A 26,942-nucleotide genomic window follows, 5' to 3' on the forward strand; every position below is an offset into this window, starting at 1 on the left:
ATCAGGAATCGTAAGCATGGTGCCTGAAGGGCTTGTCTTGCTTACCAGTGCAACCTTTGTTGTTGCGATCGTCAAGCTCGCGAAACATCGAACGCTCGTTCAGGAGCTTCCTGCAACGGAAGTGCTGGCTCGTGTGGACGTGTTGTGCCTCGACAAGACAGGCACGATCACGGAAGGCGATCTGGAGCTCATTGGCATCAACATGATTGCCGAAGATCCCAAGGAGCGGGTTGACAACGTGCTTGCAGGAGTGGTTCATGCGCTGCCAAGCATGAATCCAACACAGCAGGCTATTCGAGATCAGTACGAGCATGCGCCAGAACTGGAAGTCACACATACTGTACCCTTTTCATCCGATAAAAAATGGAGCGGTGCAGCATTCGAATCAGAAGGTGCTTGGGTGATTGGGGCTCCAGAAATGATCCTTCAAGATGATTATGAACGAGTGAGGAGAGATGTTGAGCAAGAGGCATCTCAAGGCAGACGCGTCCTCCTCCTTGCCCAAGTGAGTGAAGCGGAATTCCATGAAGGGCGGGTCCAACATCCTAGAATGGTAGCCATGCTCATCATCGCAGACCGCATCAGAGAAGAAGCGCCGGCAGCGCTCCGTTACTTCGCTCAGGAAGGCGTCACGATCAAGATTATCTCTGGGGACAACCCGATCACCGTATCTGCTGTTGCGACGCGTGCAGGGGTACAAGACGCGGAGCATTATATCGATGCTCGCCAGTTGTCCGATGATCCGCAAGTACTGGCCGATGCTGCGGAGCAATACACGGTGTTCGGTCGTGTATCCCCACAACAGAAGAAATTGCTTGTACAAGCCTTGCAGGCAAAAGGCCATACCGTTGCAATGACAGGAGATGGCGTTAACGACGTGCTTGCCCTGAAGGAGGCGGATTGCGGCATCGCGATGGCAAATGGCTCTGACGCAGCGAAAGCAGTATCTCAGCTCGTGCTTCTCACCTCTGACTTTAGCGTATTACCAAGAGTCGTTATGGAAGGCCGCAAGATTATAAACAATCTGGAGAAAGTATCAGTGCTCTTCCTATCGAAGACGGTATACTCTGTCCTTCTATCGATTATCTTCTCCTGCATCTTGATGCCGTATCCGATCATGCCGATTCATGTCACGCTGATTGGTGCGTTGATGATTGGCATTCCTGCGTTCTTCCTGGCGATGAGTCCGAATCGAGATCGCGTAAGCCCCGGCTTCTTAAAAAGGGTACTGAAGTCGGCCATCCCAAATGCCGTTATTCTAGCAGGGGTAACCTTAACCATGTTCCTATATGCCTACTTAAGCGGCCTTCATACATCTGAGGCAAGAACGCTCGCAGTGCTTGTGCTAGGCGGATCAAGTCTCGTTGTGCTTACAAGAATTGCAAGACCTTTGAATGGACTGAAGATTCAGCTGGTGATCGCGATGCTGACACTCTTCGCAGCTGCTTTCTTAACACCGCTTGGCAACGATATCTTTATGCTAACGGTACGAGAGCTGCCGCACTTCTTATCTGCTTTTGTCCTTGTCATGGTGACCTGGCCGCTGCTGTCAATCAGCAATCGATTGGTAAACAGAATCGTGTAGCCGAGACGTGACGATGCAGTTGTGAACTCTTAAGTGAATTCATTTATCAAATATGACATTCGAATGACATTAGTACCCTGTATGAACAAAGCAATAAGCCGAGCAGACTTGATGATCTGCTCGGCTTGTTTATGGATACACGTATTAACAAACATAATCGTGTTCCCCATTGGGATTGCAAGGTTAACGGCTAAAGCGCTTATTGCTTCTTTAATGCAGCAGGAATGTTACGGGTATGACAATGGATTCCTCCACCATACAGATTTAAAGCAAGTGTATTTATTTGAACAATTCGACGATCTGGGAAGGCTTTCTTTAATACCTCAAACGCTTCCTCATCCTTTTCTCGAATTTGCTCCGGCATGCCCTCTTCATAATACTTCTGAGCCAAAACGACTCCATTCGCAATTAAAAAGTTGCAGTAGCTTAGCGCAGGCAGTACGTTGATTGGCGCTGTTGGAAATGGACTGCCGTCAAATAACTTGTCCTTCTCTTCCAGTGACTCCTTCATCATCTCCCAAGTCTGAAAGGCTTCATCCTCTGGATAAAGATCAATGTAAATCGGCTCTGGCATCGGCATCTTCAAGATGGTATAAGGCTTCCCTTCTACGGTTCTAGCCGATTGCAATGCTTCATACGCCATATCCAGACGCTCTTTATTAAGCGCATGCAGCTCACTGCTCTTCGCTTCCTCTTCAGGCACATAAGCCAGAATGACCGTATCGGGACCGACAAATCTGCACATCTCATCAATATGGCCATTGGCAGAGGCACTGCGATAAGATCGATATGTGCCGTCAGCGGAAGGGATCGGTCCCATGCAAGGATGCTCATCATCATAAGTTCCTCGCGGAAGCCAAATGATTTGATCAAGACCAAAAACGTTTTTAAATTCTTCTTCCACCTCAGTAACAGACTTGTCAGGATTGCGCTTATCCACTTCGGTTTCCTGTATCGCCATCATGACACCGCGACCATTAAACTCACGATCACCGCCTTCACTGATCAGATCCGCATGAATCGTATGTTCAATGCCCACTTGCTCAGCATGGAATTGGCCGTATCCTCGAAGCAATCGAGAAATCTCATCTTGCTCTGTGTAGAAGCCATACATGTTGAAACGAAAATCAGCGCGTGCGCGTTCCCCTTCATCATTGATCATGACCTCCGCACCGAAGTCGCGAGGATACACAATTTCTGATGGGAATGGGACAAAGCGAATGCGGCCAATGTCTACACCGTGAGATTGGAGCACCCGCTGAGCGCGCTTTTCAACCTCTTCATCAAAGCAGCTTATCATCACTTCAACCTCATCCATTAAAGCTTGAACAACCTGAACGCTTACCCTGTCAAGATTGAGGCTTCTTGTTGCATGCTCAGGAATCGGCCAGATCAACAATACCGACTCCTGCTGTTCAAATTCTCCAACCGTTCTAAAGCGTTTCATTCTAACATCTCCTTTGCTGGACAATCATCATGGATGATTCTTAAAGATATAGAGTTGATTCTTTTCATCCTAAGAGGCATGATAGAGTATGGAGCTACTCCATAGTCAAGGAGGTATAGGCATATATGGATCGAAAACATGTAAAAACATTCACCACAGGCGAATTTGCACATCGCTTCGGCATTAAAAAAGACACTCTTTTTTATTATGATAAAATCGGCTTATTTCATCCCGCCGGTGTTCATGAAAATGGTTATCGCTATTATACGATGCCTCAATTGGACGCCTTTTGGACCATACAATCACTTCGAGAGCTCAACGTCCCAATCAAAGAGCTGGAACGCTACCTTGACAACCCTTCTCCGCAGGGGCTTCTCACCCTATCCCATCAGCAGCTTAGGCATGTAGAGCAGGAGATTCAAAAGCTTGAAGACATTCGAAAGCTATTGAAGTTAGTCGTCTCGCAGACGGAAGAAGCCATTCGTGTACCATTTGGGGAGGTTTCTCTTGTGGAGCTTGAAGCAGAAACGATGCTATATAGCGAACCCTTTCCAGCGGATAAGGACACAAGCAACGAGGAATGGTTTGCCCGGTATGATGCTTTTATGAAGGAAACGGGTCTGATGGGACCAGCTTATATTGGCTCTGTGCTATCGCAAGAAGATCTTCAATCCGGACGATTTGGCAGAATTCATAGGCTGTATGCCCGGAGCAAGGATTCTGCAGCATCCTTAAGGCCAGCTGGTCTATATGCCGTAACGTATTACAAAGGTTCATTAGACGAGATACCAGACTACTATCCACATCTCGTTCAGCAGATTACCGAACAAGGGCTACAAATCTGCGGAGATGCTTATGAAGAGTACTTGATTCATGTGCTGGCGGCTGCCGTTGAGTCTGATTTTGTGACAAAGATCAGCATTGAAGTAACGGATTCCTGAGGGACGGTTAATATGGTTCACTATTCATGTGTGAAAACAATGATGTGAAATCCTATCTAGAATTACGCCTGTAAAAATGAAAAAGTACCCAATGTCTAATGCTGGACATGCCTGCATGTAGACCTTGGGTACTTCTTTGATTCAAATGTATCGTAAAGTTACCGTATTACTTGACTATCTCACGACTGTAAACGTAATCTTATCGCCCTTCTTCACGGGTGTACCTGCAGCAGGCTCTTGCTTGAAGACCGTGCCCTTCGTTCCACCCTCCGAAGCTTCGATCACGAACGAGTATTTCAACCCAGCAGCGAGAGCTTGCTTTTCCGCATCCTCACGGGATAAACCGACGAGATTTGGCGCTTGGCCTTCCTCCACAGCTGGAAGTTCCGTTCCTGGTTGATTTGGCTGTTCAGGAGTCGTTGGATTCGTTGGCTCAACCGGCTGGTTTGGATCCGTGGTAGCTGGCGGCGTCGTATTCTCATTATTGTTGCCTGGACTCGTAGCATTGCCTGTATTGTCATTCCCATTATTGCTAGTATTGCTGCCGTTATTCGATGAATTCGAACCTGTTGATGTTGAATCATCGCTGCCGGTAGAAGGCTGCTCCGTACCTGTATTCGATGATCCCTGATCTTGATTCTGATCCTGTGGAGCCTGCGTTGAGTCACTGCCATCTGTAGTGGACGCATTCTGATCCTCTGGCGTCGTTGGCTCCTCCGCATTATCCTGTTGGTCTGATCCGTTCTGATCAGGCTGCTCTGTACTAATATCCGTAGGTGCTTCAGCGCCGCGGGAGCTTGAAAGCTGATTGGCCCAAATAACAGCCCCTGCCAGCAATCCAAAGAATAAGATCACACCTGCAATAATGGAGATGCGCTTTATTTTTTTCGAATTAGCCGATGATGGTGATGGCTGCTCTACTGTACGATTGCGATCTGTACGCGGTCTGCGCTCATCTACAGGAGGTGCATATTCCTCCCCTTTCTCCTCTTCCTCCATCTGCTGTGAATCAAATCCCCTTGATGGCACAGATAATGCTGGTTCTGCAGGAGTCGAATAGCGATTCACTTCAGGTTCAGGAGCCGTATATGTTGGATATGCCGGAACCTCCGGAACTTGCTGAACAGGAGCTGGCTCAGGCTCGCTTACACCAGCAATCGGTATGTTTGGCTGATTAATAATTTCCTTAATCGTAGACATATAGCTAAGCACAGGCTCATTGCCTTGATACACGCGCTTAGACAGTGCCATGACAGAGCTTCTCTGAGTGGCAAGCTCATACTTTAGCGCTGACTGCATGCGGCTCACATAAGTATCGTATTGGCGCGGCGCAAGCGGATGAAGCGTGCACAACTGATATAACAGCTGAGACAAACCAAACGTGCCTGTGCGGCTGCTGCGTGCCTCTGTCCAGTAATTCATAACAAGCAGCTCATGCTTCTCCGTTATCCAAAGGTTATCAAAACTGACTGAGAAGGCTGGTAAGCCTTGGCGCACCCCTTCTTGCAGTCTCTGGCCAGCCGTGAATACAATTTCTAGTGCAGACTGCAGCGGCATCGCATGATTCTCTGCATACTGATACAGCGGCATACCCGTCTGCGGAGAGAATACAACATAGCTCGTCTTCCCATCCGTGCCTGCATTAAGCACTTGGAAGAACGATTCGCTTGACACCTGAACGGCATCTGATCCAAGGCTCTTAAGCGTCTCCGCCTGGCCCTCCTCCTGCAGCTGAAGCAAAATAATCTCACGCTTCAATGAATTGTCGCGCGCTCTCCACCATGTTCCTTCATCTGATTTCATGATCATTTTATATAGTTCATAACGATTTGCAATCACTGGATAATCCATAATTCCCTCAACTCTCCCTGTAGATCAACAACATGTTAGATTTGTTCTAGTCTTCCTCTATTATTCATCATTCTGGCGGAAATATCAAAGACAGGACTGATTGTGACAGTAATCTTGCAAGCCATCTAGGAGGCGAATGCAACCTCCTCTGAAAAATGCTAAGATGAAAGTATTCTAAATCACAATAGGAAGGATGGTCAAGGATGGGAATGCAGTATCGCAGACTTGGTTCTACTGGCCTAAATGTCTCCGTCGTTGGTGTAGGGACATGGCAATTTGGCGGCGAATGGGGAAAAGACTATGCCCAATCTGAGGTTGACGAGATTCTACATACCGCGAAGGAAGCGGGCATTAACTTGATCGATACCGCAGAATGCTATGGAGATCATCTATCCGAGGCATTTATTGGGGATTATTTGAAGCGGGACAAGCGTGAGGATTGGATCGTAGCGACGAAGTTTGGTCATCACTTCCACTCACATCTTAATCGGACCGATGCTTATAGTGCAGAAGATGTATTGAAGCAGTTGGATGCATCGCTGCTGGCATTGAAGACAGATTATATCGATCTGTATCAATTCCACTCCGGCTCAGATGCAGCCTTTGATCAAGAGGAACTGTGGACGATGCTCGATAAGCAGAAGCAGGCGGGCAAGATTCGCCATATCGGTCTATCCTTGAACAAGAGCAACAGCATGCATCAGGTTACTCATGCGGCCGAGGTTGGCGCAAGTGCGATCCAGATTGTCTATAACCGGTTGGAGAGAGGCCCAGAAGCAGATGTGTTCCCTGCCTGTGATCGATATGATCTTGGCGTCCTCGCTCGCGTTCCGCTTGCAAGCGGCTTGCTGTCTGGCAAATATCAATCCGGCACTCGCTTTGCAAGCAATGATGTACGCGCTCGTCAAAATGGCGAAGGATTGGATGAAACACTACAAGTGGTCGCACGCATCCAGAATGAGGAAGTCCCAGAGGGAACCAATATGGCCCAATGGGCACTTGCGTGGTGCTTAAGACATCCAAGCGTGACAACCGTTATTCCTGGCTGCAAGGATCCTGCACAGGTTATCAGCAATGCACAGGCCGTTTCCTTGTTAGATAAGGAATAGCGTCCAAGCATTCTTGTTCACAACTTGAAGCATAAGTGACAAAGCTCTGTCCTTTGATCATGATTGACACTGATCATACGACAGGGCTTTGTCTTGCGGGATATTGTTAGGGCTATGTCTATTTAAATTGCATTAGATGCTGCTCGGATAGATATTCAAAGTATGGTATGGTTACACATGAACAATATCATCCTTATACATAACCGTTCTTTCTCTCAATCGAAATCTGTAAGCTTCTTCATCCCCTGATTGTTATTAAACCACTACATATTAGAACACTATAATATAAGATTAATGAGAATGTACTATACATTACATAATACTTATTATGTAAACTAACATCTAAAAAGAATAACCTCCACTTCATGGAGGTCAAAACCATAACAGATATTTAAATTCTTCAAATGAGGTTAAGCAGTTGCAATAAACATTACCATTCGTTCTCCTTCCCATTGAAAGGAGGAATACGGTTTACACATTTGGAAAGTTATTCTTTTCACATATCAGTGTAAAAAGAACTCTTCCCTTTTAAGCGTAGTATGCTTGGAGCATGTCACGTGTTTCGTGGCGCTCTACTTCTGCATCACAGTTGTTTTTTGTCCAACATTCGCGGCAAGCAGCTTCTGTCGTGCATTTTGCTTTATCGTCACACATATAGCAGAATTGGAGATAGTTTTGAGTAACTTTATTCATTTGATCGAAAGTTTTGAATGTTCTCATCTCTCATCACTCCTCTTATTGGATGACTTCACTATATCACAAATTTTGAGGATATCATGTGAATTAAATCACATTATCTAATCAAAAAAAATGACCTTGATTTTATTAATCAAAGTCATTCATCCTTTTACTCATTTACATAAATAAGAACAGAATGGCAAACAATATGGACGTAATGACACCCATAAGTCCCATAGCAAGTCCGCTAAAGCTCCCTTGCTTTTCAGAATCCGTCAAACACTTCGCCGTGCCGAAACCATGCGCTGCTGTACCCAGAGCAAGTCCAAGTGAGACTTCATCCTTAATCCCTACTCGACGCAAAAAGGCAGTGCCTGCAATGGCGCCGACCAGTCCAGTAAATACGGTAAATACCGCTGCAAGCTCAGGAATAGCACCAAGGGACTTGGCAATCTCAACAGCGATAGGAGAGCTTACCGATTTGGGAAGCATGCTCATCGCAATATCGCGAACGCCTGAGAAGGAGAACATAATCGCTGCAACACTCCCTACCCCTACGATGGAGCCGCAAGTGATCGAGAGCATCACCGCTTTGAAGTTTTCCTTAATATGATGACGATGCTTGTAGATTGGAACTCCAAGCGCAATCGTTGCAGGTCCTAGAAACATGGACAGTAGATCTGCCCCAGCCTTATAATCATCAAGCGGAATGCCGCTAATCATTAACATTGAGATAATCGTGCCAGCGCAAACGATAATGGGATGCAGCCATTTTACCTTGCGATGCAGTGCTCGTGCTGCGAAATAAACCAAAACCGTGACCACGAAGCCAAACGCTAGTTGCGGAATATTCACATTCATGCGGCTTCCTCCTTCCGAACTTTATTCGGTACAGGCTTTGTTGGCATGGAATCCTGCATTTTCTTCGCGACAAGACCTGTTACATACAATACCGCCAATGTACTGCCGATGATCCCTGCAAAGATGCTGACCCAATGAGCACCTAGCACTGGGAAGAACGCCATAATACCCACGACATAAGGAATGAAGAACAACAGCATATGCTTTAGTAGCAGCTCTGCTGCTGTCTCTACCCATTCGAGACGTACAATTTTCAGCCCCAACGCAGCTAGGAACAATACCAATCCGAGCACGTTGCCTGGAAGCGGGATGTGAAACGCATTATGTACCCACACACCCGCAAAATTAAAGCCTATTAAGATGGCAAAACCTATGATCCCCTTCATCTATATATCACCTTCTGTTTAAGATCTCATGCTGTACATGTCAGGATTCATCGACAAGCGGCTTCGTACTTTTAATCACAAATCCTATTGTAGCACCTTCATCCTAGAGATCCTACAAGGAATCCTTACCGTATAAGCGAGATGAAAGCGATTTTTTCAAGCGAAAAGGCCCGGTAAACTATTACCGAGCCTTTCAGAAGATTTCAAGCTATTTTCATGAGGTTGGTTCTTGATCCAGCTTCCAATTTACCTTCGCTGCTTCAGCTTTCCCTCTTCTTTGCTCTCTTCGGTAGGATCTCCGAATCCAGTTGCTAAGCTTCCACATCAGCGTTATTAGAGACATTTGTTTCGGATAAGCGATATACTGCGATTCCCATTCCAGCTCACTCCATGGTTCAAATCGATGGCGCTGATTCGCAAGCACATACACATGGCGAATTCTTCGGTACATCGCAATCGCCGTACGTTCTGACCAGCTCATCGGCGCTATGCTCGTTTCCAGATGGGACAACGGAATATAGCCGCTCTCAATCTGCTCGCAGCCGCGATGATGTGCCCATTGATACAGCGTATGCAGCAGATGCTGCTCAACGGCTGTCGATTTGATCGGTTCAAATGGATCCGTTAAGCATGTTGTGCGAAGGTCTTCAATGACGAGTGTCTTCCGCTCCTGCTCGATCCGCACAATGGCAGCTCCATTCCATACTTGTTCGCTTCTCGGCTTGGAGATAAACAATCGATAGTCCGAGAATGGTGCTTCCAACGCAAGCTCCATATTATAACGATCATGAGCATCAACATGGTGCCACTGCGACAAGCTGTTTAAAAGATGATTCTTAACAGATTGATCCAATGGGAAATCATATCGCTCGATGATATTCGTGTCGCTGACTGGTTCCTCAATAATACCTGTCATCTGAAGTTTCGCTCGTTCTCCAATTCGGAAGAAGTCATTGCCATAGTCAAGCAGGAGCGGCATCCAATCCGTATCTACATGAAGAAACACTAGACGATAGCCGTAAAGGTCCGCTGAGGCGTATAAATCCGTTAATGCCGCAGCTCGAAGCTTTACGTCAATCTGCGGCTGCCCAAGGATGTAGATACGGCGGCCTTTAATGATGAGCGGAAATGACGCACCCTGTACATCACTCTCGTATACTCGTCTGTTTGATAGGCTTAGATACAGCCAGCCATGACTGACATGGCGGAAGAGTTCGTGGTCGGATGAGCGCCACGGTCTGCCGAACGTTTCCTCCTGTCGATATTCAAGCATGAACCAGCCGGATACATACATCGCCATGAATACAATTGCGGCACAGCCTAGGGTGGAGAACCACTCCTGTCTAGACTGCAGGAACGCGCCAAATTGAATCGAGTCATGCAATAGACTGAGCTCATTGCCCAAAAGGATGTACAGCCAGCCAAACAGCACGATGCATACGGTCATCATTGTCGTACCGACAAGACTTACGGGATACCGTAAGCGTGTGAACTGCTTGCGCAGCAAATACAGGAACCATACCATGCCGACTAGCCATAGCGTATGCCTTAAGCTTGTCCCTAGCAGGAAGGTCGCGACTGTACACAGTGCTAGTGAGACAAATAAAGTATAGTAAGCACGGTGTGTGCGCTCGAATACGCCTTTTAGCATCATCAAATTTACAAACGAACAGCCCACGATAATCCCGTTTAGGATAGGAAATACAGGCCCATGTGCCCAAGGTATGTATACAAAGCTTATCCCAGGAACGGGAACCGTAACCCCATATAGAAGCAGGAACAAGGATGTCATCAGCAATAAGATGGTTGTAGACCAGGAGGATAGGCTCATCCAGAATGACCGTTGGATAAACCACAGAATGCTCCCCGTTTCAATATAAGTGCCATACCGGGGATGCTCCTCCCAACGCCGAACCGCAACTCCGCCAAATTCAAATGCGGCAAAGATCAGGCCAAGACCAAAGGGAATGAAATAATAGACGATCCGGAACAGAAGCAACCCCGTAAATACCAAATGATCTTCTACCCCAATGGATTGCATCCCGACCAAATACATGATGTCAAAGGCGCCGAATCCGCCAGGCACCATGCTGACAATCCCTGCTACTGCACTGATGACGTACACTGCCAGCACATCCATATAGGACACTGGCGCTTGAAGACTGATCAAGATGACATAGACAACGGTCCCAGCAGCGACCCATTCAAGGAAGGATACAAGGGTATAGCCAAAGGTCAACCCCATATTGGCGTGATGCTTGCCCTTCCATCTCGAACTAATGAGATAGGCAGGAAACAAGCAGGCGACAACCACAAGCACGATCCACATCCAGGAACGGCCTGCCAGCACTTCATGAACCGGAAGGATTCCAACAAGCACAGCAATTGATAGCAAGGATAAGCCGCTGATCATAGATGGTGCCATCCAGGCTAAAGCGATGAGCAGCTTAGGCGTATCTTTATCTGTTTCTCGATATAGAATCGAGCGAACCCCGACGCCAACAACACCGCCAAAGCCGAATATGCCGTTAAAGGTGTTGGCAATCCAAGAGGTTCGGAATATCTTAGCTGCACGAAACTTCTTCCCGATCGAACGGATCAGGAGCCAATCATAGCCGTACATGGTTGCAACCGCCAGCATGCCAAGTATAATTAATGCCGTAAATCGTTCACTCGATAACAAGCGGATCGCATGCAGCGAATCCGAGATCGAGAATTGTGATAGCTCCTTCTTACCATGAAAAAATACAAAGACGATAACTGCAATCGGAAACACAATCTTTAGTGACTTTTTCAGCCACGGTTGACGGATTAGCGCATGCAGCTTTGTTTTAAAAGCATCCACAAGCACTCCCCCTTAACAATACATTCGTTAGTTTGACGAGCTGTTCCTCATTCACTCTAGTGAACTATCTCTAATATCACCTATAGCTCCAAGAAAGATGCAAGTCTAGAAGCTGCTTCTTCCTTCTGTTTATCATTGACGTGGGTATAAACGGTTGTCGTCTGGATCGAGGCATGTCCGAGCATTTCCTGAACCGTACGAATATCGGTTCCACTCCGAATTAGCATCGTGGCAAACGAATGCCGGAGCTTATGACAGGAGTACGATCGCTTCTGTGAAGACGATAGATTCCCGGCATGCTGATCGATCTGCTCAAATAAATCACTCGCCATAAGCTGAATATGGCGGATAGACAGCCTTCTTCCCTTTTGCGAGATAAACATCGCTTCTTCTCCCGCCCGCCATGGCTCAAGCCGTTCCTCCATCGCACGCTCCAGCTGCTCGGCAACAGGGACCGGCAAGGGCACTGTTCGCCACTTCCGTCCTTTACCGAACACTTCAAGCGTTCGACGCTCTGGGTGATAATGCCCGAGATCAAGCCGATGGACCTCGCCTACGCGTAAGCCTGCATAAGCCATCAGCATCATGATTGCTTTATTGCGTTCTTGATATTTCCCTTCAATATGTATAAATAAGTCCTTGATTTGAGTGGGCTCCAGATAGACGGGCGAACGTGCGGATTCCGTCTTCGATTTCTTAACCTGAAGAGCAGGATTGATATCGGTGATCTGAAGCTCATTCAAGGCTCGGTAAAAGCTAATAAGCGCACAATGCTTCCGATTGCGAGTTGTATCGCTCACACCTGACTGCTTGATCTTCGTGAGGAAAGCAAAAATCTGAAGATTCTTAACCTCTGTTACCGCTTTGCCATCCAGAAAGAATAGAAAGTGATGAACATCACTAATGTAATTGCGCTGCGTATAAGCGGTATAACCCGCATTCGACATCCACATTCGAAAAGCCATTAAGGGCTCCTCATATCGCTCCTCTAATTCATTGCGAACTGATGAAGATATGCTCATCCTTAAAAATGCCTCCTTCCATCATACAACACCAGCGGGTACGATACCGTGACAATCTTGCAATAATTCCAAGCAGCATCCGTCAAGAAAAATTGAAATAAGAGGATCCATACTGGATAAAGCCTTGCTGCACGCGGAATTTCGTTGGTTTTCGACTGCGAAAAATGAGCAATCACGATTCAACCTTATAAGAAAAAGATCATCTGACCTTAGTCGACATCGTCCCCTTTTTTGGGTCACAAATAACTGCGTATAATGATTATTATACGCAGTTTTGTTTTTGAGAGGCAAATATTATGTCGGGTTACCCTTTCTCCGCGTTCGAAACCACCCTACAATCAGTAGAAGGAGCGGGATGATAATCTGCATGGGAAGTTGAATATAGTATGTGAATGCGTACATTCCGTTCACAATGAATTCCGTATAGCTTCCTGCAAGATTGACTGAGCAATAGAGCAGAACAACACCCAACGGAAGCACTAGTGTTCGGTAATTCGGAACGGAAAAAGCAGTCGTCGCACACATCAAGGTAGCGTAGAACAGAATGGATATTCGAAAGAAGCCTCCCAACACAGACGTTACCATAAATAAGGAATCCATCCTTTCCAGAAATGCCTTCCCTTCTACTAATTGAAATGTTGTAAGGAGCGGGTACTGGGTCCGGGTAAATAAATCTACACCAAGTATGGCAATGTTCAGCATCGTTACTAGGGAAATCACAACTCCGCCAAAGAAAATCCCTGTAATAACAGCTCTCTTCGTATGCTTTTGACTTTCCAAATAAGGATAAAGCATCATAAAAGCAATCAATTCCCCAAAAGGAAACACCGTGCTGTGATAAGAACTGAAAATAATAGGCATCCAGCCTCTTTCTAGAACAGGCATCAGATTATGTATATCTGCATTTCCTGAACTGAGAAGCAGCGTCAACCCAATGACCCCTAATATAGAGATAATCGTAAAGAAGATCTCCCCCGTTCGGGCGATGACCTCAATTCCCTTATACACGGTATACAAAATGGCGATCAGCATAAAAGAGCTGATGAGAAGCATGGGTGTCCTTGGATATGCAAATACGCGAACAAGCTCCCCGAAATCTCGCAAGACGAAAGCAGCAATGTAGAGGAAATAGATCACATACATCACCGTGACCACTTTACCTAACGGCTTCCCTATAATTCGCTCGATAATTTGTCCAAATGTATGCCCAGGATAGTAAGAATAGATCGTATAATTCATTAAAAACAACACGATTCCACCAAGCATTCCGGTTAAAGCCGTCATCCAAGCATCTTGTTTGTTTTCTACTCCGAAGGCGATAATGATGGCACTAACGACAACGTAAAAGACGACAAGCACATATAGTTGATGCACACTAATCTTTGCCTTTTCCAAATCAATCTCCCCGTCATCGAAAATCACAGCTGCATATTCATCATTATGAACAAACACATGTCTGAACATACGATAATGTATTAATTCCATTTGAAATGACCAAATAAAAAAAGCCACTCAAGTGATCAGCTTGAATAGCTTCTATTTTGACTATGAATGCTGCTAAAATCAGGCTTAACGTTATCCCATTGCTTGCTTTCGCTTGGCAGGGAGATGATGAATGCTTTGCAAGTGACGGATCGTCCCCGTCTTGGCTCGCATCATAACGGAATGGGATTCTATGCGATCACCTGGAAGGAACCGAATCCCTTTCAACAATGCGCTATCTGTAATACCCGTTGCGGCAAAAATAACATCGCCGGTTCCAACCATATCCTTCATCCGAAGCAGCTGATCAGGGTTCGAGATGCCCATCCATTCACAGCGTCTTCTCTCTTCATCAGAGGTTACCCACAATCTTCCCTGTAGCTCTCCGCCTAAGCAGCGAAGTCCAGCAGCAGCAAGTACGCCTTCTGGCGCACCGCCTGATCCAATGTACAGATCGATGCCGTGCTCAGGAATCGCGGTGACGATGGCCCCTGCCACATCCCCATGCTCAAGGAGCTTAATGCGAACGCCTGCTTTTCTTAACGTATCGATGATTCCTTCATGACGAGTGCGATTGAGAATCATTACGGTAAGCTCCATGAGCGGCTTGTTCAGAATGGAAGCTACTTTCTCTAAGGTGACCTCTACCGGATCATCGAGGCTCAGCTTACCAGCGAGCAGCGGTCCTACCGCGAGCTTTCTCATATACATATCAGGAGCGTGCAGCAAGGCTCCTCTCTCCGCAATAGCGATCACGCTCATGCCGTGGTCTCGGCCGTTCGCTACCGCCTCGGTGCCTTCTAAGGGGTCAACGGCAACATCCACTTCCGGACCAGTACCATTTCCCACCTGCTCTCCAATGAACAGCATAGGAGCTTCATCCATTTCACCTTCGCCAATGACTACTTTTCCTTTAATCGGCACCGTATCAAGCATGCTGCGCATCGCTGCTGTGGCAGCCTCATCCGCACAGTGCTTATCTCCGCGGCCTATCCAATCTGAAGAGGCCATGGCTCCTGCCTCCGTAATCCGAACGATTTCTAGCGCTAGTTTCCGATCCATCCTGATCCCCCTCTTTTTTCATAAAAATGATAAACAAGCGTTATCCGATCACGCTTCAACCTGCTACATCCACTCCATAATAAGAGAAGCTGTCTCCTCAATGGCTTTATCGGTAACATCTATAACTTTGCATCCAAGTCGATCATACAGCCCTGATGCATAATCCAGCTCTTCTTGAATTCGTTCCATAGATGCATATCTAGAATGCTCAGGCAGCCCCATACTCTTCAGCCTTTCTGTCCGCACCTTCCATAAATGCTCTGGAGTCATCGTTAATGCGATAATCTTGCTGACAGGAAGATGGAACAGGGGCTCCGGTGGCAGCATCTCAGGTACGATTGGGCAGTTTACAACCTTCCGCCCTTTGTGTGCCAAATATATGCTAAGCGGCGTCTTTGAAGTACGCGACACGCCGAGCAGAATAAGATCAGCCCGATGCATCGCATGCAGGTCCTTGCCGTCATCGCTGTCCACTGTGAATTCAATGGCTTCAACTCTGCGAAAATAATCCTCATCCAATTGATGCAGCAAGCCAGGCGTGCGCTTCGGCTCACTAGCAAATGTGTCCACGAAGGCTGAGATCATTGGCCCCATCACATCGACGATCCGCACATTGAATTGAATTGCCAGTTCCTTGATCGCTTCTCTCAGATCAGGCTGCACTAACGTATACGCAATGAATCCCTTCTCGCTTGCCGCCTCTTTCATTAATGGAACAAGCTCATCCGCATGTCTCACATGGCTATATCGCTTAAGTCTTACATGTTCAGCATCAAACTGAGAGATCGCTGCCCGCACGACGGCCTCGGCTGTCTCTCCCACAGAATCAGAGCAAATGATAATCATCCCTGACGTATTCCCCATCATCAACCGTCCCCCTGCAATTACTGATCCAGCTTATCAAGCAAGACTTTAATAATCGTTGTCTTCGTAATTCGTCCGACTACTTCCAGATGACCGTCCGCCAGCATGTTCTTTTCCTGTACGACTGGCAAGCTGTCGATATGATAATGTATCATTTTGCGAGCTGCATCGAGTACAGAATCTTCAGGAGTAACGGTGATTACATTCGCTTGTCTTGTCATCGCCATACTAACTGGCATTGCGCCAGCCTGTGGATTCCCTAATGTGACCTTCAATAAGTCCTTTCTAGAAATGACACCTGCCAGCATCCCCTGCTCCGTTGTCACAATAAGACTGCCCACATTCTCAAGAAAGAGCGTCACAACGGCGTCCTGAACCGTGGTCTTGATGTCCACCACAATCGGCAAGCCTTGAACCTCTCCAACTCTTATGCCACGCAGCTCCGCAGAATCCATGGTCGGCTGTTCACTCTTCTGGCCAAGGAAATACCCTACCTTCGGCTTCGCTGCTAAATAATCTGTCATGACGAGAAGAGATAGATCCCCCCGAATCGTTGGTCGACTGATGTTGAGCATCTCCGCAATTTGTTCTGCTGTGATAGGAGCATGTCGTTTTACAATGCTGATAATTTCCTGCTGTCTCCCTGACAGTTCGATGACGATCCCTCCAATTTACATCCATGATATCCATATCAATTGAAGATATAATACGTCATATTTATGTTTTTTACAATATGTAATACACACTATTTATTGAATACATGATTGCTTTTTTCGATTTTGACACAAGAATAGGACATTCATACGTGGCATATACATGAGACGTTCAACACATCGCGTTAATGCAAGGGGTGGTTTCATATGATGTGGAGATATCCGTCATCACCGAGTTTCATTGTTGTTGTAATTCCGATCCATCGGGTGCTCGAAGGAATTACGATCGATTGGATTGGCAGTTCTGCGATCTTCGCGATTGTCAAAAAGAGTCTGCTCTCCGATCTCCTCGCGATTGCGGCAAGCACATTTATCCCGATGGTCATTAAATACGGTTTGAAACGCTATCGCTCCTTTCAACTGCAGCAAAGCTCAAAGCCGCGTACCTGGATTGCTCCAGCATCGATTACGCCAACGCGTTCATTGCCAGCAGAAGCTACTATCCGCATACGGCTTCCATCCAACACCTTATCTGCGGCTCAACCCTAAATAGCAAAAGCACCCCTTCGTATATGGAATACCAAGAGGTGCTTCAATTTTTAACGAATGATGCGATTCGCCAATAAAATAGGTTTGCACGATATATTCAACTATTATTCTAAATCGTATTCATGAAATGGCCTTATCCTGCCTCAGCAGCATTTTTAGATTCATCTTGGGATGCAGGCGATCCTCCCTTGGCTCGATTCAGGATCACAATACCAATGATAACGAGCATAATGGCTAACACCTTAAAAACATGTATCGTTTCCCCAAAAGCGATGATCCCAATGACAACGGATAATGCCGTCCCAACACCGCTCCAGGTTGCATACGCCGTAGATAGAGGAATTGTCTTGAGCGCAAAACTTAAACTCGTAAACGATACGAGAAATCCTAATGCCACCCCAAGACTCGGGCCTAGAACCGTAAACCCATTGGACAGCTTCAGCATCGTCGTGCCGAAGGCTTCAAATATAATCGCCAAGGTCAAATAAAAAACGCCGGACATAACTGTTCCCTACCTTTACTTCGTCAGATTCAGCATCACGATGCCCACGATCAGGATCCCCATCCCAAGCCATGCTTGACGATTCATCTTTTCTTTAAAGATCCACATTCCTGTTAATACCGTCAGGATCGTCCCAACACCGCTCCAGGTTGCATACACAAGCCCTAGCGGAAGTGCTTTTAAGGCAAGGGACATCAGCCAGAAAGCGAACCCGTAGCCAAGCACAATGCCTGCTATCGGAAGCCAGCGCGTAAAGCCGTTAGACAGCTTCAGCATCGTAGAACCGAATACCTCCATGACAATGGCCAAGCCCAACCATACATAATTCATACTGATTTCTCCTTATCGATCCAATCAAGCAAATAGCGTACAACCTTCTTCTCTTCCTCCACATGCAGCGGATCACTTTCGAACAAGCGTGAGTACAGCAGCCCATCACTGACAAGGCGAACGATCATCCCCACTTCGAAAGGAACTTCTTCCCTCACCATTTCTTCACGAAATCGCTGATAGTCTTCATCCCATAGCTTGATCCATTCTTTATTCGTTGAAAGCGCCGCTAGCATGCTCGAAGACGCATTGTGGTGCTTATCCAGCTGCTTAAGTGTCGCTAATAGAAAGGACTTCGTATAGCTTCCCGTCTCATCCAATGCCTCTTGAACAAGCTCTCGATATTCCTTGATCGTCTCAACATTAAGTCCTTTAATCAGCTCATCCTTATTCGAAAAATGATACAGCAACCCGCCCTTGCTTACCCCGGCTTCAGCCGCCACTTCTTCCAAGGTCAAATGGTTGATTCCCTTCTGCATAATAATCGAGGATGCCGCTTCTAAGATTAACTGACGCTTGGACACCGCCATTGACATTCACCTCTCTACCCGTCAACTTTTACTGTACCGTCTGGACGGTTTTATTTTATCAAAATCCATTTCTGAGAGCAACTAAAAGATGCAACGCCCATAAAGACTTTTATTATCTTTTCACAGTTGCCAACTAGCAAATATTCTCTCACTCTCTCCACGCATTCACCCCCAATAAAATGCAAAAAGAAGCTCTCGCTTAAGGGCTTATCCCTTCGCTGAGCTTCTTTTATTTTTGGCACAGTCTCTTGAATCTCATGCCCAATTTATGCGCTGTACGAGCTAATCAGTCTTTACACATAGATCCTGTTTGATGGATTGAAACGATTCTTCCTCCATCGCCTTCTCTTGGCTAATCCATCCTGATCGTATCGCTTCTTGCAGATAGGAGATGGCTTTGGATATTTCACCAACGCGAGCCTGAGCTCTTGCAGCATTAAAGTTGAACCAGCCAAGAGGAATGTTAGTAAGCATATAGGATGACTTCACTTCTAAGTCTTCCTCCGCATGAAGCGCATACCGTGTTAATGCCTCCTCATATTGCGTAGCTGCATAGTCATACTCTTCATTGGTCCAATCGCGGTATGCTTGTACGAGTCTATGGTCAAAGGAGTTGAACCAGCCTGTTAGGACAGTATATTGACGAACAAGCCTGCCTCCGATTCGTTCTACCGTTCGGAACGAGCCCACATTATCGTCCCAGCAATCCCAGCCCACGCTGTGAATCCCGATTCGAAAGGCATGAGCTGCTGTCGCATGGGCAACTGCTGTCCCAAATCCTTTTCTACGATCGTTCTCATCCGTTTCAATTCCGAGCTCGCAGATGTCTCCATGTACGAAGTCCGTTAAGCAAGCACTCACGATAACCTGGTTCTCATCCAACACACAATAGCCGAACCGATTTCCCATCATCCAATGCTCGCATGTTATTTGATTCTCCTCAAGCATGTCAGCTGCCAGCTGGCGCTGTTCAGGCAAAAGTTGATGAAAGAGCTTCTCGGTAAAGGGTTCGATCGTGAATCCTTCTGGTATGGAGACCGTGATGCTTCGATGCACCTCTGGATCGATGATGTAATACCGTCTGTCTAGCTTCGCAAGACGTCTGTCTGGAATCATGTCATTCTGAATGCGCGCCTCCCACTCTAGGCCTGCATAACAAAACACAAAATCCAGCTTATTCGATCTGTTCATCATCGGAAAACAATGTTCAAGCAGAACACTGGCTAGTGCCTTAGTAAACGAGCGTTGTTCAGCATCTCCCGCACAATAGAACGTTCTGTTTTTATCCCAAATCATGACCGAACGCGGATCCTGAAGACGATCCACATAGATTTCACATGGCCGTTCACCCTCTAAGATCAATGCCAGCGCCTCTGACTGAAGATGCTCCATGATCGGACGAACGGCATTCAGATCGACTGTTCGATAGATAGACATATTCTTTAGCCTCCTAATATTTCATGAACCATATATACCATCAGCGAATGATAATGAATGAAAGAAAGGTCATCACTTAACGGTTACAGCGTACCATAACGAAGATCTGGAGGTTAGGGCATGCTTTTGTATAGCTAATTTGTACAATGACTGTACGGCGATTGTAGAAGTTTGTGATACAATATATAACCATATAGAACATAAATTAGGTTAAGGATAAGGCGGGATTAGGATGGAGCGAATCGTGTTCTTTGATGGCGAATGCAACTTTTGCGATAAGAGTGTGCAATTTATTATCAAACGTGATCCTTCTGCAGTTTTTTCATTTGCTTCCTTGCAAAGTGAGATCGGTAAGGCTCAGCTTCAAAAGTATCATGTACCGAGTCATATCGAAAGCTTCGTCTTAATCGAACATAATAAGTATTATGTAAAGTCAACGGCAGCTCTTCGGATCTGCAAACATCTAAAGGGACTATGGAAGCTGTGTTCGATTCTATTAATCGTGCCTCGCCCTATACGCGATGCTGTTTATACTTTTATTGCGAAGCGCCGTTATCGTTGGTTTGGAAAAAAAGAGAGCTGTACCCTCCCCTCCCCGGAGATTCGAAAACGGTTTTTATCGTAACCACATAGAACAACAGGCAGCCCCTCATGCGAAGGACTGCCTGTTTATTCGATAAGGCTGATTAGTGCTACATTCATAATCCATCATTTATCCGCTAAGATTCCGCGCTTTGCTCTACGTTCAATAACAGCAAGTCTTGAGAACAGCCCAACTGCCCCTATCGCAAGACCAACAATCAGGCCAATCCAATATCCATACGCATCAAGGCTCGTAAAGGCAGCGAGTGCATAACCAGAAGGCAATCCAATCACCCAATACGATAAAAATGCAATGATAAATACAATATTCACGTCTTTATATCCTCTAAGCGTGCCTTGAATTGGAGCTGCAATAGCATCCGATAATTGGAAGAAGATCGCATAGAATAGGAACGATTGTGTCAACTCTCGTACAGATGGCTCAGGATTGTAAAGGGCTGCAACATCAGATGATAAGAAGAACAATAGAATCGCACACAAGGACGACATACCAATTGCAAACCCGATGCCAAGTCGAGCATACTGTCTAGCATCCTTGTAGCGTTTCGCGCCTACTTCGAACCCAATCAATATCGTTAAGCTCATCGCTACACTTAACGGAAGCATGTACAGCAAGGAAGCAAAGTTCATCGCGGCCTGATGGGACGCGATCGTTACGGTATCATAGTTGCTCATTAGCAGCGTGACCATCGCGAAAATACTGACTTCAAAGAAGATGGAGAGACCGATTGGCGTTCCGATCTTTAATACTTCCTTCCACTTCTTAAATGAAATCTTCTCCCATGCTGACAGCATTCTAAGCTCTTTCATGCCGTCGTTTCGCTTCATAAACCATATTGCGACAGACATAATGATGATGTAGGTGATCGATGTCGCAAGCCCAGAGCCTGCTCCGCCTAATGAAGGAAACCCAAACTTTCCAAAGATGAATACATAATTCAAGAGCACGTTGATCGGGAAGGACAACAGCGTAATGAACATCGTAACTCTCGTTTGCCCTAAACCATCGATGCTGGCTCTCATCACTGTATAGATCAATACAGGAATAACACCGATTCCAAGGAAATGCAAATAATTCGCTGCAACCTTTGCAACTTCAGCCTCTAGGCTCATAGCATGCAAGATCGGTTCAATCGCAAATCCGCCCACGACGATCAACACAAGGCCAAATACGATTGCTAAATAAGCGGCCTGAATGACGCTAGAAGCGATCCTCTCCTTCTTACGTGCACCTAGTGCCTGCGCGACAATAGGTGTAACGCCAAGGAATATCCCTGATACGCCTGTATAAATTGGAGTCCATAAGCTGGCTCCGATTGCAACTCCTGCGAGATTCTCCTTGTTGAAGTTGCCTGACATCACCGTGTCAAAGAACACCATAAACTGCATGGCCACTTGCGTAATAAAGATCGGTAACAGAATGTGAAACATCATTTTCACTTTTTGTTTCCACGTATGAGTCTGATTCATTGCCTTTGTCGCTGCCTTTCTTGGTGAATTGCATCTCTATAGTGTAAGCCTTTCTACGGTAAAAGAAAACCTTTATTCATTGAAAATATGATAAAATAAGAGGACTTTCATCGCTTATAACACTTCGAGTCTAGCTGTAATTAATCTTATTGATATTTAATATCATTAATATTTAAGGGGGTTACTTCTAGTGACTATTCAAAAGCAAAGGGACCGACAGCAGGTGGATCAGAAGCTACCAACTTTGCCTTGGTACGTCCAGCAGTTTATTGAATATAAACTTCCTGATCTGTCGCCTTCTACCTTAATCGAATATATTCGAGATTATGAAATCTTCTTTGGATGGCTTATTCAAGAGGGAATCAGCGCGGGTCCAACCATTAAAAATGTAACCTTGGAAGAGTTGGAGTCCCTTCGTATGGAGCAGATTACGGCATTCCGCATCTACTTGACCACCTATAAGGAGGAGAAGAACAGCCGAATTACGCTATCTCGCAAGCTATCCTCCCTGCGTTCTCTCTTTCATTATTTAAGCCAGATTGCAGAAGACGAGAACTACTACCCCCTTCTAAAACGCAATATTATGGCCAAGATCGAGATCAAACGAGTACATAAGCCAAAAGACACGGCTGCTAAACTTAAGGGAAAGCTGCTGGAAGAGGATGAGCTGTTTGACTTTGTAGACTATGTACGGAGTGGCTATGCCGCTGATGTAGCAGATAATAAGCAGGCGCTATATGCCCACGAGCAGAATGCGGTTAGAGATGCGGCTATCGTGAGCTTAATCTTAAATTCGGGCCTACGCGTAAGCGAGGTTGTAAACCTTAATAGTGATGATGTTGATATGAACAATAAACTCTTATACGTATCCAGAAAAGGCAATCAAGACGAGACCTTCAAGACGCCTGTGTACTTCAGGGATCGTGCCAAAGAGGATCTGGATGCTTATTTAGAGCTCCGTTCTATACGCTACCCTGCTCCAAAACGTGAAAAGGCCTTTTTCCTTGCTATTAAAAATGGCGAGCAGGAAGCAAAGAGAATGACAAAGCGAGCCATGCAGGCCATGATTATCAAGTATGCCAAAGCCTTTGGCAAGCCTTCTTTGACGATTCACAAGCTGCGCCATTCATTTGCTACGGACTATTATCTTCACAATGATATTTATAAGACGAAAGAACAGCTCGGCCATGCATCGACCGAGACAACGGAGATCTATGCTCACCTGACTGATAAAACGATGTCTGAAGCGATTGACCGCTAAGGTCCGACAATGAAAAAAGACCACCCCTTCATAGATTTCATAAATGGGGTGGTCTTTTTTCCTACCGCTACCTTCGACCTCTTCGGAACACACTGCCCTTGCCTGATCTCGTCTTTGGCGGCTTGTATTTCTTGATTGTAGGATTTTTGATGCTTGTACCGCTCTTATCTCGACTGATCGTGCCTTTTGAGGAAGATGGTGTCCGTTTAAAAATGTTACTGCTGCTTCCGACTGTGGAATCATTGCTGGAGCCTCTTTTGAATATAGAGCCTTTGCGATCTACCGTAATCGGAGGAGCCTTCTTCATATCCTCCTTTGTCGGAGCATGATACGGCTTGGATGGCGTATATACTTTTCGATCGGTATAGCCTCTATATTTGCCAAGGCCACTTAACGAATCGAACATGCTGTCAACGATCTTGTACGTTAAGTACATCTCAAGGAAGCTGCGATCATAGTTCTGCTTAACGTATTCCTTAGAAGCAACCTCAATTAATGCATCCTTAGGCTGTTCCTGATCCTGTTGAATCTGAATAATTTGGTTGGAATAGACAAGGAACATACGCTCGGGATCTTCCTTGGATATCTGCTCAGGTCTTTGCTTATCCGAGAGCAGCTTGGCTGCATCAGGTACCGTTGTATCCGCAGCACGATACACATACGAGGTACGATTACCATCCTCGGTAACCGATTCTAACGGAAATTGTTCGGCAACATTCACCTGCCCACAAGCGGCGAGCAGCGGGAAGATGAGCGTAAGTACGAGCAGGCATTTGATCCAGTAGAAGGAGTTCTTCTTTATCGTCATGTTCTTCGTTACGATTGTCTCATGACGCGAACATCAGGAGCCAGAATCGATTCTCCCTCATAGAGCTGGAATCGGCCATCCTGCCATTCTATGCGAAGCAGCTTCCGATTATCCGCTTGGTAATCCCATACATATTGCTCGCCTGCTATGCCGAATGGTGTTTGTCCGTTAACGGTAACCTGACCACTGTACTGATCCTCTAGGTAATACCAGGTTCCATCTAATTCAATCTCAGTTGGAACCTCTTCAACAGCATCCAATCTTCCGTCGATCGTCTCAAATAATGAGTATCGGAGCTGCTCACGTTGATCAATGTGCAAATACTTGATGGCTGCCCCATCACGCAACGTAAGCCATACCGACGATCGAACACGCCACTCGGTACGTCCGACAATCTCATAGGTGATCAGTGATACCTCGACAATATCGCCAGGTACCAAGCTCATCGGTGTCTTCTCTGGCTTAGGTGGCTCAGGCTTCTCCATGAGCTTGCGCACTCGTTTCCATAGACTCACGCCTGTTCACTCCCTTCATTTCTTCCGATCCGTATCTCTCTATAGGCATGCTGCAATAATGAAAGCTCCAACTACATGCAAGGAGCCTGCAAGAAGAGCATGCGACATCATGCCGTTCTTCGTGCCTTCCTCGAGATTCAAGCTGAACATCCCTTTAAGCAGCAAGCGAACCAGCCACTCAATAATAAGCAGAATCACAAAGGCGATGACCGAATAAATTAATGCTTCCCATAGGGAATAGGCTACACGGATAGAAGTGGACAGGATATACCCTTGTGCAAACAGCTTCATTACAAACCGGGTGGTTACCGCAACATTCCCCTTCTTCATTTCGCGGATGTCATTATATGACGTAAAGAACGAGTCCACACACATCAGAATGAACAGCAGCACAACGCTGATTCCTGTCCACAGTCCAATGGCTTGAACATTTTGCAGTGTTACATTGAATTGATCCACCTTATATCCTCCTATGATTCCAGCATCCAGGCTTATCATCATGCATTCACTTGCTGTCGAATAAAGACGCTTGCATTCGCAAGCGTCTTCTCACATTCATCCTATCAAAAGTACATATGTGGAAAGGAGGACATTAATTCCCGTTTGCCTTCTCATCTTGTACTTTTTTCATAATTGCAGCAAGTTCATCTTCAATTTCTTTGCTGGATCCAAGCTTAGCGAACTCATCATCCAAGGAGCTGTTTTTGCCAAGCAACTCGTTGCTCGCATCTGCTTGTGCTTCCATCTGCAGCATTTTTTCTTCCATGCGCTTAAGTCCTGCTGTTGCTGTATCGGAGCCGAAGCCAGACATCGTTTTGTTGATCTCGTTCTGAGCTTTTGCCGCATTGTAGCGAGCGACAAGCGTTTCGCGTTTGTTCTTCATATCGGTGTACTGCTTGTGCATTTCGTTAAGCTTGCCGCGGAGATTGTCAGCAGCAGCTTTATTCTGGTCATAGTTCACTTTGAACTCGGACATTTTCTGCTCGGCAGCTTTCTTTTCTTCAAGAGCACGGCGGGCAAGATCCAAGTTGCCTGCGCTAACAGCAAGATGAGCTTGTTCTTCGCGTTTTTTCACGAGTGCTTCTTGCTCTTCGTATTGCTGCTTAAAGCGTTTTTCAATTGCAATTTGCTGGGCAACAGCGCGCTCTGCTTCCTCAAGATCCTCTTGCATATCACGTAAGTATTGATCCGTCATTTTGATAGGATCCTCTGCTTTGTCGATCAAAGCATACAAGTTAGACATGGTTAGATCTCTTAAACGTTTGAATAATGACATAAGGTTATTACCTCCTCAAGAATGTACCAAAACAGTTTTAAGGTTATTGCTAATATAATACGGACGGTATTTAGGTGAGTTTCATTTTTGTATCTAAATCTTATATTGCGCTTATTTTAAGCTTATGTAAAGCACACCATATTAAATGATTCGGATACGTTCTTCCTGTTGATTTCTGAATGGTTGGGACAATTTTGAAAATCGAGCTGGTTGTGACTGACTCCATTGTGACTGACTAAGCAGCGATACATAGTGCATATGGAGAACAGTGACTAGGGAACTCGTAACCTCCCATATATGTGTGCAAAGACGTATATTGATATTATGTTTATTTACAATTGTTGGTTGATCAGAATGTTATTTGCCTGCATTCATTTTTTTGATTAATATCATTAAATATTTGATTGATTCGTGATTTTTTGACGTCAACTGCCCTAAAACAACAAAAACCGCTTCCTGCAACAAGAGCTGCTAAGCTGCCCTTACCGCGAGAAAACGGTTTTGAAAATACATTCTAAAGGTTATGCTTGTTTTGATAATGCCCCACGAAAACAGGACCAAGCCTCGTCTACGACCAACGCAATTTGCTCTTTTGTTAAATGATCGAAGTGAATGCCTGCAACAACTGTTACATTTCCGTTCAATGCTTGTCCTGCTTCTAGCGCCATGGCTTCCGTCAGCAAATGCTCCTTATGCCCAGGAATCGATTGGGTAATGACATTCCACTCTTTGGATTCCATATCTCTATAAGCTGTCGATACGGCTCCAATGTGATGATCCATTACAACTTCTCCGCCAGTCAGCGTGACGAGCCAATCACGGCCGAGTGCTTGAACGCTGCATTGAATGGAATGATCAGGCACGTTCCAGCTCAT

The 26,942-nt window shown here is 45.9% G+C and carries 27 protein-coding genes; 6 read left to right on the plus strand and 21 right to left on the minus strand.

What is annotated here, in order from left to right; translation table 11 throughout:
- Nucleotides 1-1,585: HAD-IC family P-type ATPase (locus I2H74_RS00120; RefSeq protein ID WP_229106253.1), on the plus strand; the 1,585-nt coding region annotated here is incomplete at its 5' end.
- 199 nt (nt 1,586-1,784) lie between these two features.
- Here I2H74_RS00120 and I2H74_RS00125 read toward each other — a convergent pair.
- Nucleotides 1,785-3,032 (minus strand): agmatine deiminase family protein, encoded by a 1,248-nt coding sequence (locus I2H74_RS00125; protein WP_195570599.1) that lies wholly within the window; start codon nt 3,030-3,032, stop codon nt 1,785-1,787.
- 125 nt (nt 3,033-3,157) lie between these two features.
- Here I2H74_RS00125 and I2H74_RS00130 point away from each other — a divergent pair, with 125 nt between their 5' ends.
- Nucleotides 3,158-3,973 (plus strand): MerR family transcriptional regulator, encoded by an 816-nt coding sequence (locus tag I2H74_RS00130; RefSeq protein WP_195570601.1) that lies wholly within the window; start codon nt 3,158-3,160, stop codon nt 3,971-3,973.
- 174 nt (nt 3,974-4,147) lie between these two features.
- On the opposite strand, the gene I2H74_RS00135 is transcribed toward I2H74_RS00130, so the two are convergent.
- Nucleotides 4,148-5,824 carry a PASTA domain-containing protein gene (locus I2H74_RS00135; protein WP_195570603.1) on the minus strand — a complete coding sequence of 559 codons (1,677 nt, stop codon included), beginning with the start codon at nt 5,822-5,824 and terminating at the stop codon, nt 4,148-4,150.
- A 209-nt stretch (nt 5,825-6,033) separates the two neighbouring features.
- On the opposite strand from I2H74_RS00135, the gene I2H74_RS00140 reads away from it, so the two are divergent.
- Nucleotides 6,034-6,933 carry an aldo/keto reductase gene (locus tag I2H74_RS00140; protein ID WP_195572053.1) on the plus strand — a complete coding sequence of 300 codons (900 nt, stop codon included), beginning with the start codon at nt 6,034-6,036 and terminating at the stop codon, nt 6,931-6,933.
- Nucleotides 6,934-7,461: 528 nt separating this feature from the next.
- Here I2H74_RS00140 and I2H74_RS00145 read toward each other — a convergent pair.
- The 9 genes from I2H74_RS00145 to I2H74_RS00185 all read right to left on the minus strand — a co-directional run bounded on the left by I2H74_RS00145 (nt 7,462) and on the right by I2H74_RS00185 (nt 16,804).
- Nucleotides 7,462-7,653, minus strand: a complete 192-nt coding sequence (locus I2H74_RS00145; protein ID WP_195570605.1) for a hypothetical protein — start codon at nt 7,651-7,653, stop codon at nt 7,462-7,464.
- 135 nt (nt 7,654-7,788) lie between these two features.
- On the minus strand, nt 7,789-8,472 hold the full coding sequence (locus I2H74_RS00150) for an LrgB family protein (RefSeq protein ID WP_195570607.1): 684 nt from the start codon (nt 8,470-8,472) through the stop codon (nt 7,789-7,791).
- Entirely contained in the window at nt 8,469-8,858 is a 390-nt protein-coding gene (locus I2H74_RS00155; protein WP_229106254.1) for a CidA/LrgA family protein, read from the minus strand. The genes I2H74_RS00150 and I2H74_RS00155 overlap by 4 nt, the downstream gene beginning before the upstream one ends.
- A gap of 214 nt (nt 8,859-9,072) precedes the next feature.
- Entirely contained in the window at nt 9,073-11,703 is a 2,631-nt protein-coding gene (locus I2H74_RS00160; RefSeq protein ID WP_195570609.1) for a flippase-like domain-containing protein, read from the minus strand.
- 80 nt (nt 11,704-11,783) lie between these two features.
- On the minus strand, nt 11,784-12,725 hold the full coding sequence (locus I2H74_RS00165) for a tyrosine-type recombinase/integrase (protein WP_195570610.1): 942 nt from the start codon (nt 12,723-12,725) through the stop codon (nt 11,784-11,786).
- 294 nt (nt 12,726-13,019) lie between these two features.
- Complete coding sequence (locus tag I2H74_RS00170) at nt 13,020-14,120, minus strand: GerAB/ArcD/ProY family transporter (RefSeq protein ID WP_229106255.1); 1,101 nt, start codon at nt 14,118-14,120, stop codon at nt 13,020-13,022.
- A gap of 180 nt (nt 14,121-14,300) precedes the next feature.
- Nucleotides 14,301-15,269 (minus strand): class II fructose-bisphosphatase, encoded by a 969-nt coding sequence (gene glpX, locus I2H74_RS00175; protein WP_195570614.1) that lies wholly within the window; start codon nt 15,267-15,269, stop codon nt 14,301-14,303.
- A gap of 63 nt (nt 15,270-15,332) precedes the next feature.
- Complete coding sequence (locus I2H74_RS00180) at nt 15,333-16,133, minus strand: pyruvate, water dikinase regulatory protein (RefSeq protein ID WP_195572055.1); 801 nt, start codon at nt 16,131-16,133, stop codon at nt 15,333-15,335.
- Nucleotides 16,134-16,153: 20 nt separating this feature from the next.
- Entirely contained in the window at nt 16,154-16,804 is a 651-nt protein-coding gene (locus I2H74_RS00185; RefSeq protein WP_195572056.1) for a CBS domain-containing protein, read from the minus strand.
- A gap of 189 nt (nt 16,805-16,993) precedes the next feature.
- On the opposite strand from I2H74_RS00185, the gene I2H74_RS00190 reads away from it, so the two are divergent.
- Nucleotides 16,994-17,335 (plus strand): hypothetical protein, encoded by a 342-nt coding sequence (locus I2H74_RS00190; RefSeq protein ID WP_195570616.1) that lies wholly within the window; start codon nt 16,994-16,996, stop codon nt 17,333-17,335.
- A 133-nt stretch (nt 17,336-17,468) separates the two neighbouring features.
- On the opposite strand, the gene I2H74_RS00195 is transcribed toward I2H74_RS00190, so the two are convergent.
- From I2H74_RS00195 to I2H74_RS00210, 4 genes are all read right to left on the minus strand, one after another.
- Nucleotides 17,469-17,837: a DMT family transporter gene (locus I2H74_RS00195; protein WP_195570618.1), complete on the minus strand. Its 369-nt coding sequence runs from the start codon at nt 17,835-17,837 to the stop codon at nt 17,469-17,471.
- A gap of 15 nt (nt 17,838-17,852) precedes the next feature.
- Nucleotides 17,853-18,167: a DMT family transporter gene (locus I2H74_RS00200; RefSeq protein WP_195570620.1), complete on the minus strand. Its 315-nt coding sequence runs from the start codon at nt 18,165-18,167 to the stop codon at nt 17,853-17,855.
- Nucleotides 18,164-18,697, minus strand: a complete 534-nt coding sequence (locus I2H74_RS00205; protein ID WP_195570621.1) for a TetR/AcrR family transcriptional regulator — start codon at nt 18,695-18,697, stop codon at nt 18,164-18,166. The genes I2H74_RS00200 and I2H74_RS00205 overlap by 4 nt, the downstream gene beginning before the upstream one ends.
- Before the next feature lie 282 nt (nt 18,698-18,979).
- Nucleotides 18,980-20,134, minus strand: coding sequence for a GNAT family N-acetyltransferase (locus tag I2H74_RS00210; protein ID WP_195570623.1), 1,155 nt, complete (start codon nt 20,132-20,134; stop codon nt 18,980-18,982).
- Between the two features lie 232 nt (nt 20,135-20,366).
- On the opposite strand from I2H74_RS00210, the gene I2H74_RS00215 reads away from it, so the two are divergent.
- Nucleotides 20,367-20,759, plus strand: coding sequence for a thiol-disulfide oxidoreductase DCC family protein (locus tag I2H74_RS00215; protein ID WP_195570625.1), 393 nt, complete (start codon nt 20,367-20,369; stop codon nt 20,757-20,759).
- An 83-nt stretch (nt 20,760-20,842) separates the two neighbouring features.
- On the opposite strand, the gene I2H74_RS00220 is transcribed toward I2H74_RS00215, so the two are convergent.
- Nucleotides 20,843-22,207, minus strand: coding sequence for an MATE family efflux transporter (locus tag I2H74_RS00220; protein WP_195570627.1), 1,365 nt, complete (start codon nt 22,205-22,207; stop codon nt 20,843-20,845).
- Nucleotides 22,208-22,397: 190 nt separating this feature from the next.
- Between I2H74_RS00220 and xerS the strand changes: the two genes are divergently transcribed.
- Entirely contained in the window at nt 22,398-23,468 is a 1,071-nt protein-coding gene (gene xerS, locus I2H74_RS00225; RefSeq protein WP_195570629.1) for a tyrosine recombinase XerS, read from the plus strand.
- Between the two features lie 67 nt (nt 23,469-23,535).
- Here xerS and I2H74_RS00230 read toward each other — a convergent pair whose 3' ends face one another.
- The 5 genes from I2H74_RS00230 to I2H74_RS00250 all read right to left on the minus strand — a co-directional run bounded on the left by I2H74_RS00230 (nt 23,536) and on the right by I2H74_RS00250 (nt 26,942).
- Nucleotides 23,536-24,276 carry a DUF4247 domain-containing protein gene (locus I2H74_RS00230; RefSeq protein ID WP_195570630.1) on the minus strand — a complete coding sequence of 247 codons (741 nt, stop codon included), beginning with the start codon at nt 24,274-24,276 and terminating at the stop codon, nt 23,536-23,538.
- A gap of 8 nt (nt 24,277-24,284) precedes the next feature.
- Entirely contained in the window at nt 24,285-24,791 is a 507-nt protein-coding gene (locus tag I2H74_RS00235; RefSeq protein WP_195570632.1) for a DUF4178 domain-containing protein, read from the minus strand.
- Between the two features lie 39 nt (nt 24,792-24,830).
- Nucleotides 24,831-25,250 carry a DUF350 domain-containing protein gene (locus I2H74_RS00240; RefSeq protein WP_420707401.1) on the minus strand — a complete coding sequence of 140 codons (420 nt, stop codon included), beginning with the start codon at nt 25,248-25,250 and terminating at the stop codon, nt 24,831-24,833.
- Between the two features lie 133 nt (nt 25,251-25,383).
- Nucleotides 25,384-26,067 (minus strand): PspA/IM30 family protein, encoded by a 684-nt coding sequence (locus I2H74_RS00245; RefSeq protein ID WP_195570634.1) that lies wholly within the window; start codon nt 26,065-26,067, stop codon nt 25,384-25,386.
- A 521-nt stretch (nt 26,068-26,588) separates the two neighbouring features.
- Nucleotides 26,589-26,942: a hypothetical protein gene (locus I2H74_RS00250; protein WP_195570636.1), complete on the minus strand. Its 354-nt coding sequence runs from the start codon at nt 26,940-26,942 to the stop codon at nt 26,589-26,591.

Source organism: Paenibacillus sp. 1001270B_150601_E10 (assembly GCF_015558675.1).
Classification (GTDB): Bacteria; Bacillota; Bacilli; order Paenibacillales; family Paenibacillaceae; genus Paenibacillus_B.

Bases quoted from the DNA above. Each gene is read 5' to 3' on its own strand.
- I2H74_RS00125 (WP_195570599.1), bottom strand. From the start codon at position 3,032: ATGAAACGCTTTAGAACGGTTGGAGAATTTGAACAGCAGGAGTCGGTA.
- I2H74_RS00130 (WP_195570601.1), top strand. From the start codon at position 3,158: ATGGATCGAAAACATGTAAAAACATTCACCACAGGCGAATTTGCACAT.
- I2H74_RS00135 (WP_195570603.1), bottom strand. From the start codon at position 5,824: ATGGATTATCCAGTGATTGCAAATCGTTATGAACTATATAAAATGATC.
- I2H74_RS00140 (WP_195572053.1), top strand. From the start codon at position 6,034: ATGCAGTATCGCAGACTTGGTTCTACTGGCCTAAATGTCTCCGTCGTT.
- I2H74_RS00145 (WP_195570605.1), bottom strand. From the start codon at position 7,653: ATGAGAACATTCAAAACTTTCGATCAAATGAATAAAGTTACTCAAAAC.
- I2H74_RS00150 (WP_195570607.1), bottom strand. From the start codon at position 8,472: ATGAATGTGAATATTCCGCAACTAGCGTTTGGCTTCGTGGTCACGGTT.
- I2H74_RS00155 (WP_229106254.1), bottom strand. From the start codon at position 8,858: ATGAAGGGGATCATAGGTTTTGCCATCTTAATAGGCTTTAATTTTGCG.
- I2H74_RS00165 (WP_195570610.1), bottom strand. From the start codon at position 12,725: ATGAGCATATCTTCATCAGTTCGCAATGAATTAGAGGAGCGATATGAG.
- glpX (WP_195570614.1), bottom strand. From the start codon at position 15,269: ATGGATCGGAAACTAGCGCTAGAAATCGTTCGGATTACGGAGGCAGGA.
- I2H74_RS00180 (WP_195572055.1), bottom strand. From the start codon at position 16,133: ATGGGGAATACGTCAGGGATGATTATCATTTGCTCTGATTCTGTGGGA.
- I2H74_RS00190 (WP_195570616.1), top strand. From the start codon at position 16,994: ATGATGTGGAGATATCCGTCATCACCGAGTTTCATTGTTGTTGTAATT.
- I2H74_RS00195 (WP_195570618.1), bottom strand. From the start codon at position 17,837: ATGTCCGGCGTTTTTTATTTGACCTTGGCGATTATATTTGAAGCCTTC.
- I2H74_RS00200 (WP_195570620.1), bottom strand. From the start codon at position 18,167: ATGAATTATGTATGGTTGGGCTTGGCCATTGTCATGGAGGTATTCGGT.
- I2H74_RS00205 (WP_195570621.1), bottom strand. From the start codon at position 18,697: ATGGCGGTGTCCAAGCGTCAGTTAATCTTAGAAGCGGCATCCTCGATT.
- I2H74_RS00210 (WP_195570623.1), bottom strand. From the start codon at position 20,134: ATGTCTATCTATCGAACAGTCGATCTGAATGCCGTTCGTCCGATCATG.
- I2H74_RS00215 (WP_195570625.1), top strand. From the start codon at position 20,367: ATGGAGCGAATCGTGTTCTTTGATGGCGAATGCAACTTTTGCGATAAG.
- I2H74_RS00220 (WP_195570627.1), bottom strand. From the start codon at position 22,207: ATGAATCAGACTCATACGTGGAAACAAAAAGTGAAAATGATGTTTCAC.
- I2H74_RS00230 (WP_195570630.1), bottom strand. From the start codon at position 24,276: ATGACGATAAAGAAGAACTCCTTCTACTGGATCAAATGCCTGCTCGTA.
- I2H74_RS00245 (WP_195570634.1), bottom strand. From the start codon at position 26,067: ATGTCATTATTCAAACGTTTAAGAGATCTAACCATGTCTAACTTGTAT.
- I2H74_RS00250 (WP_195570636.1), bottom strand. From the start codon at position 26,942: ATGAGCTGGAACGTGCCTGATCATTCCATTCAATGCAGCGTTCAAGCA.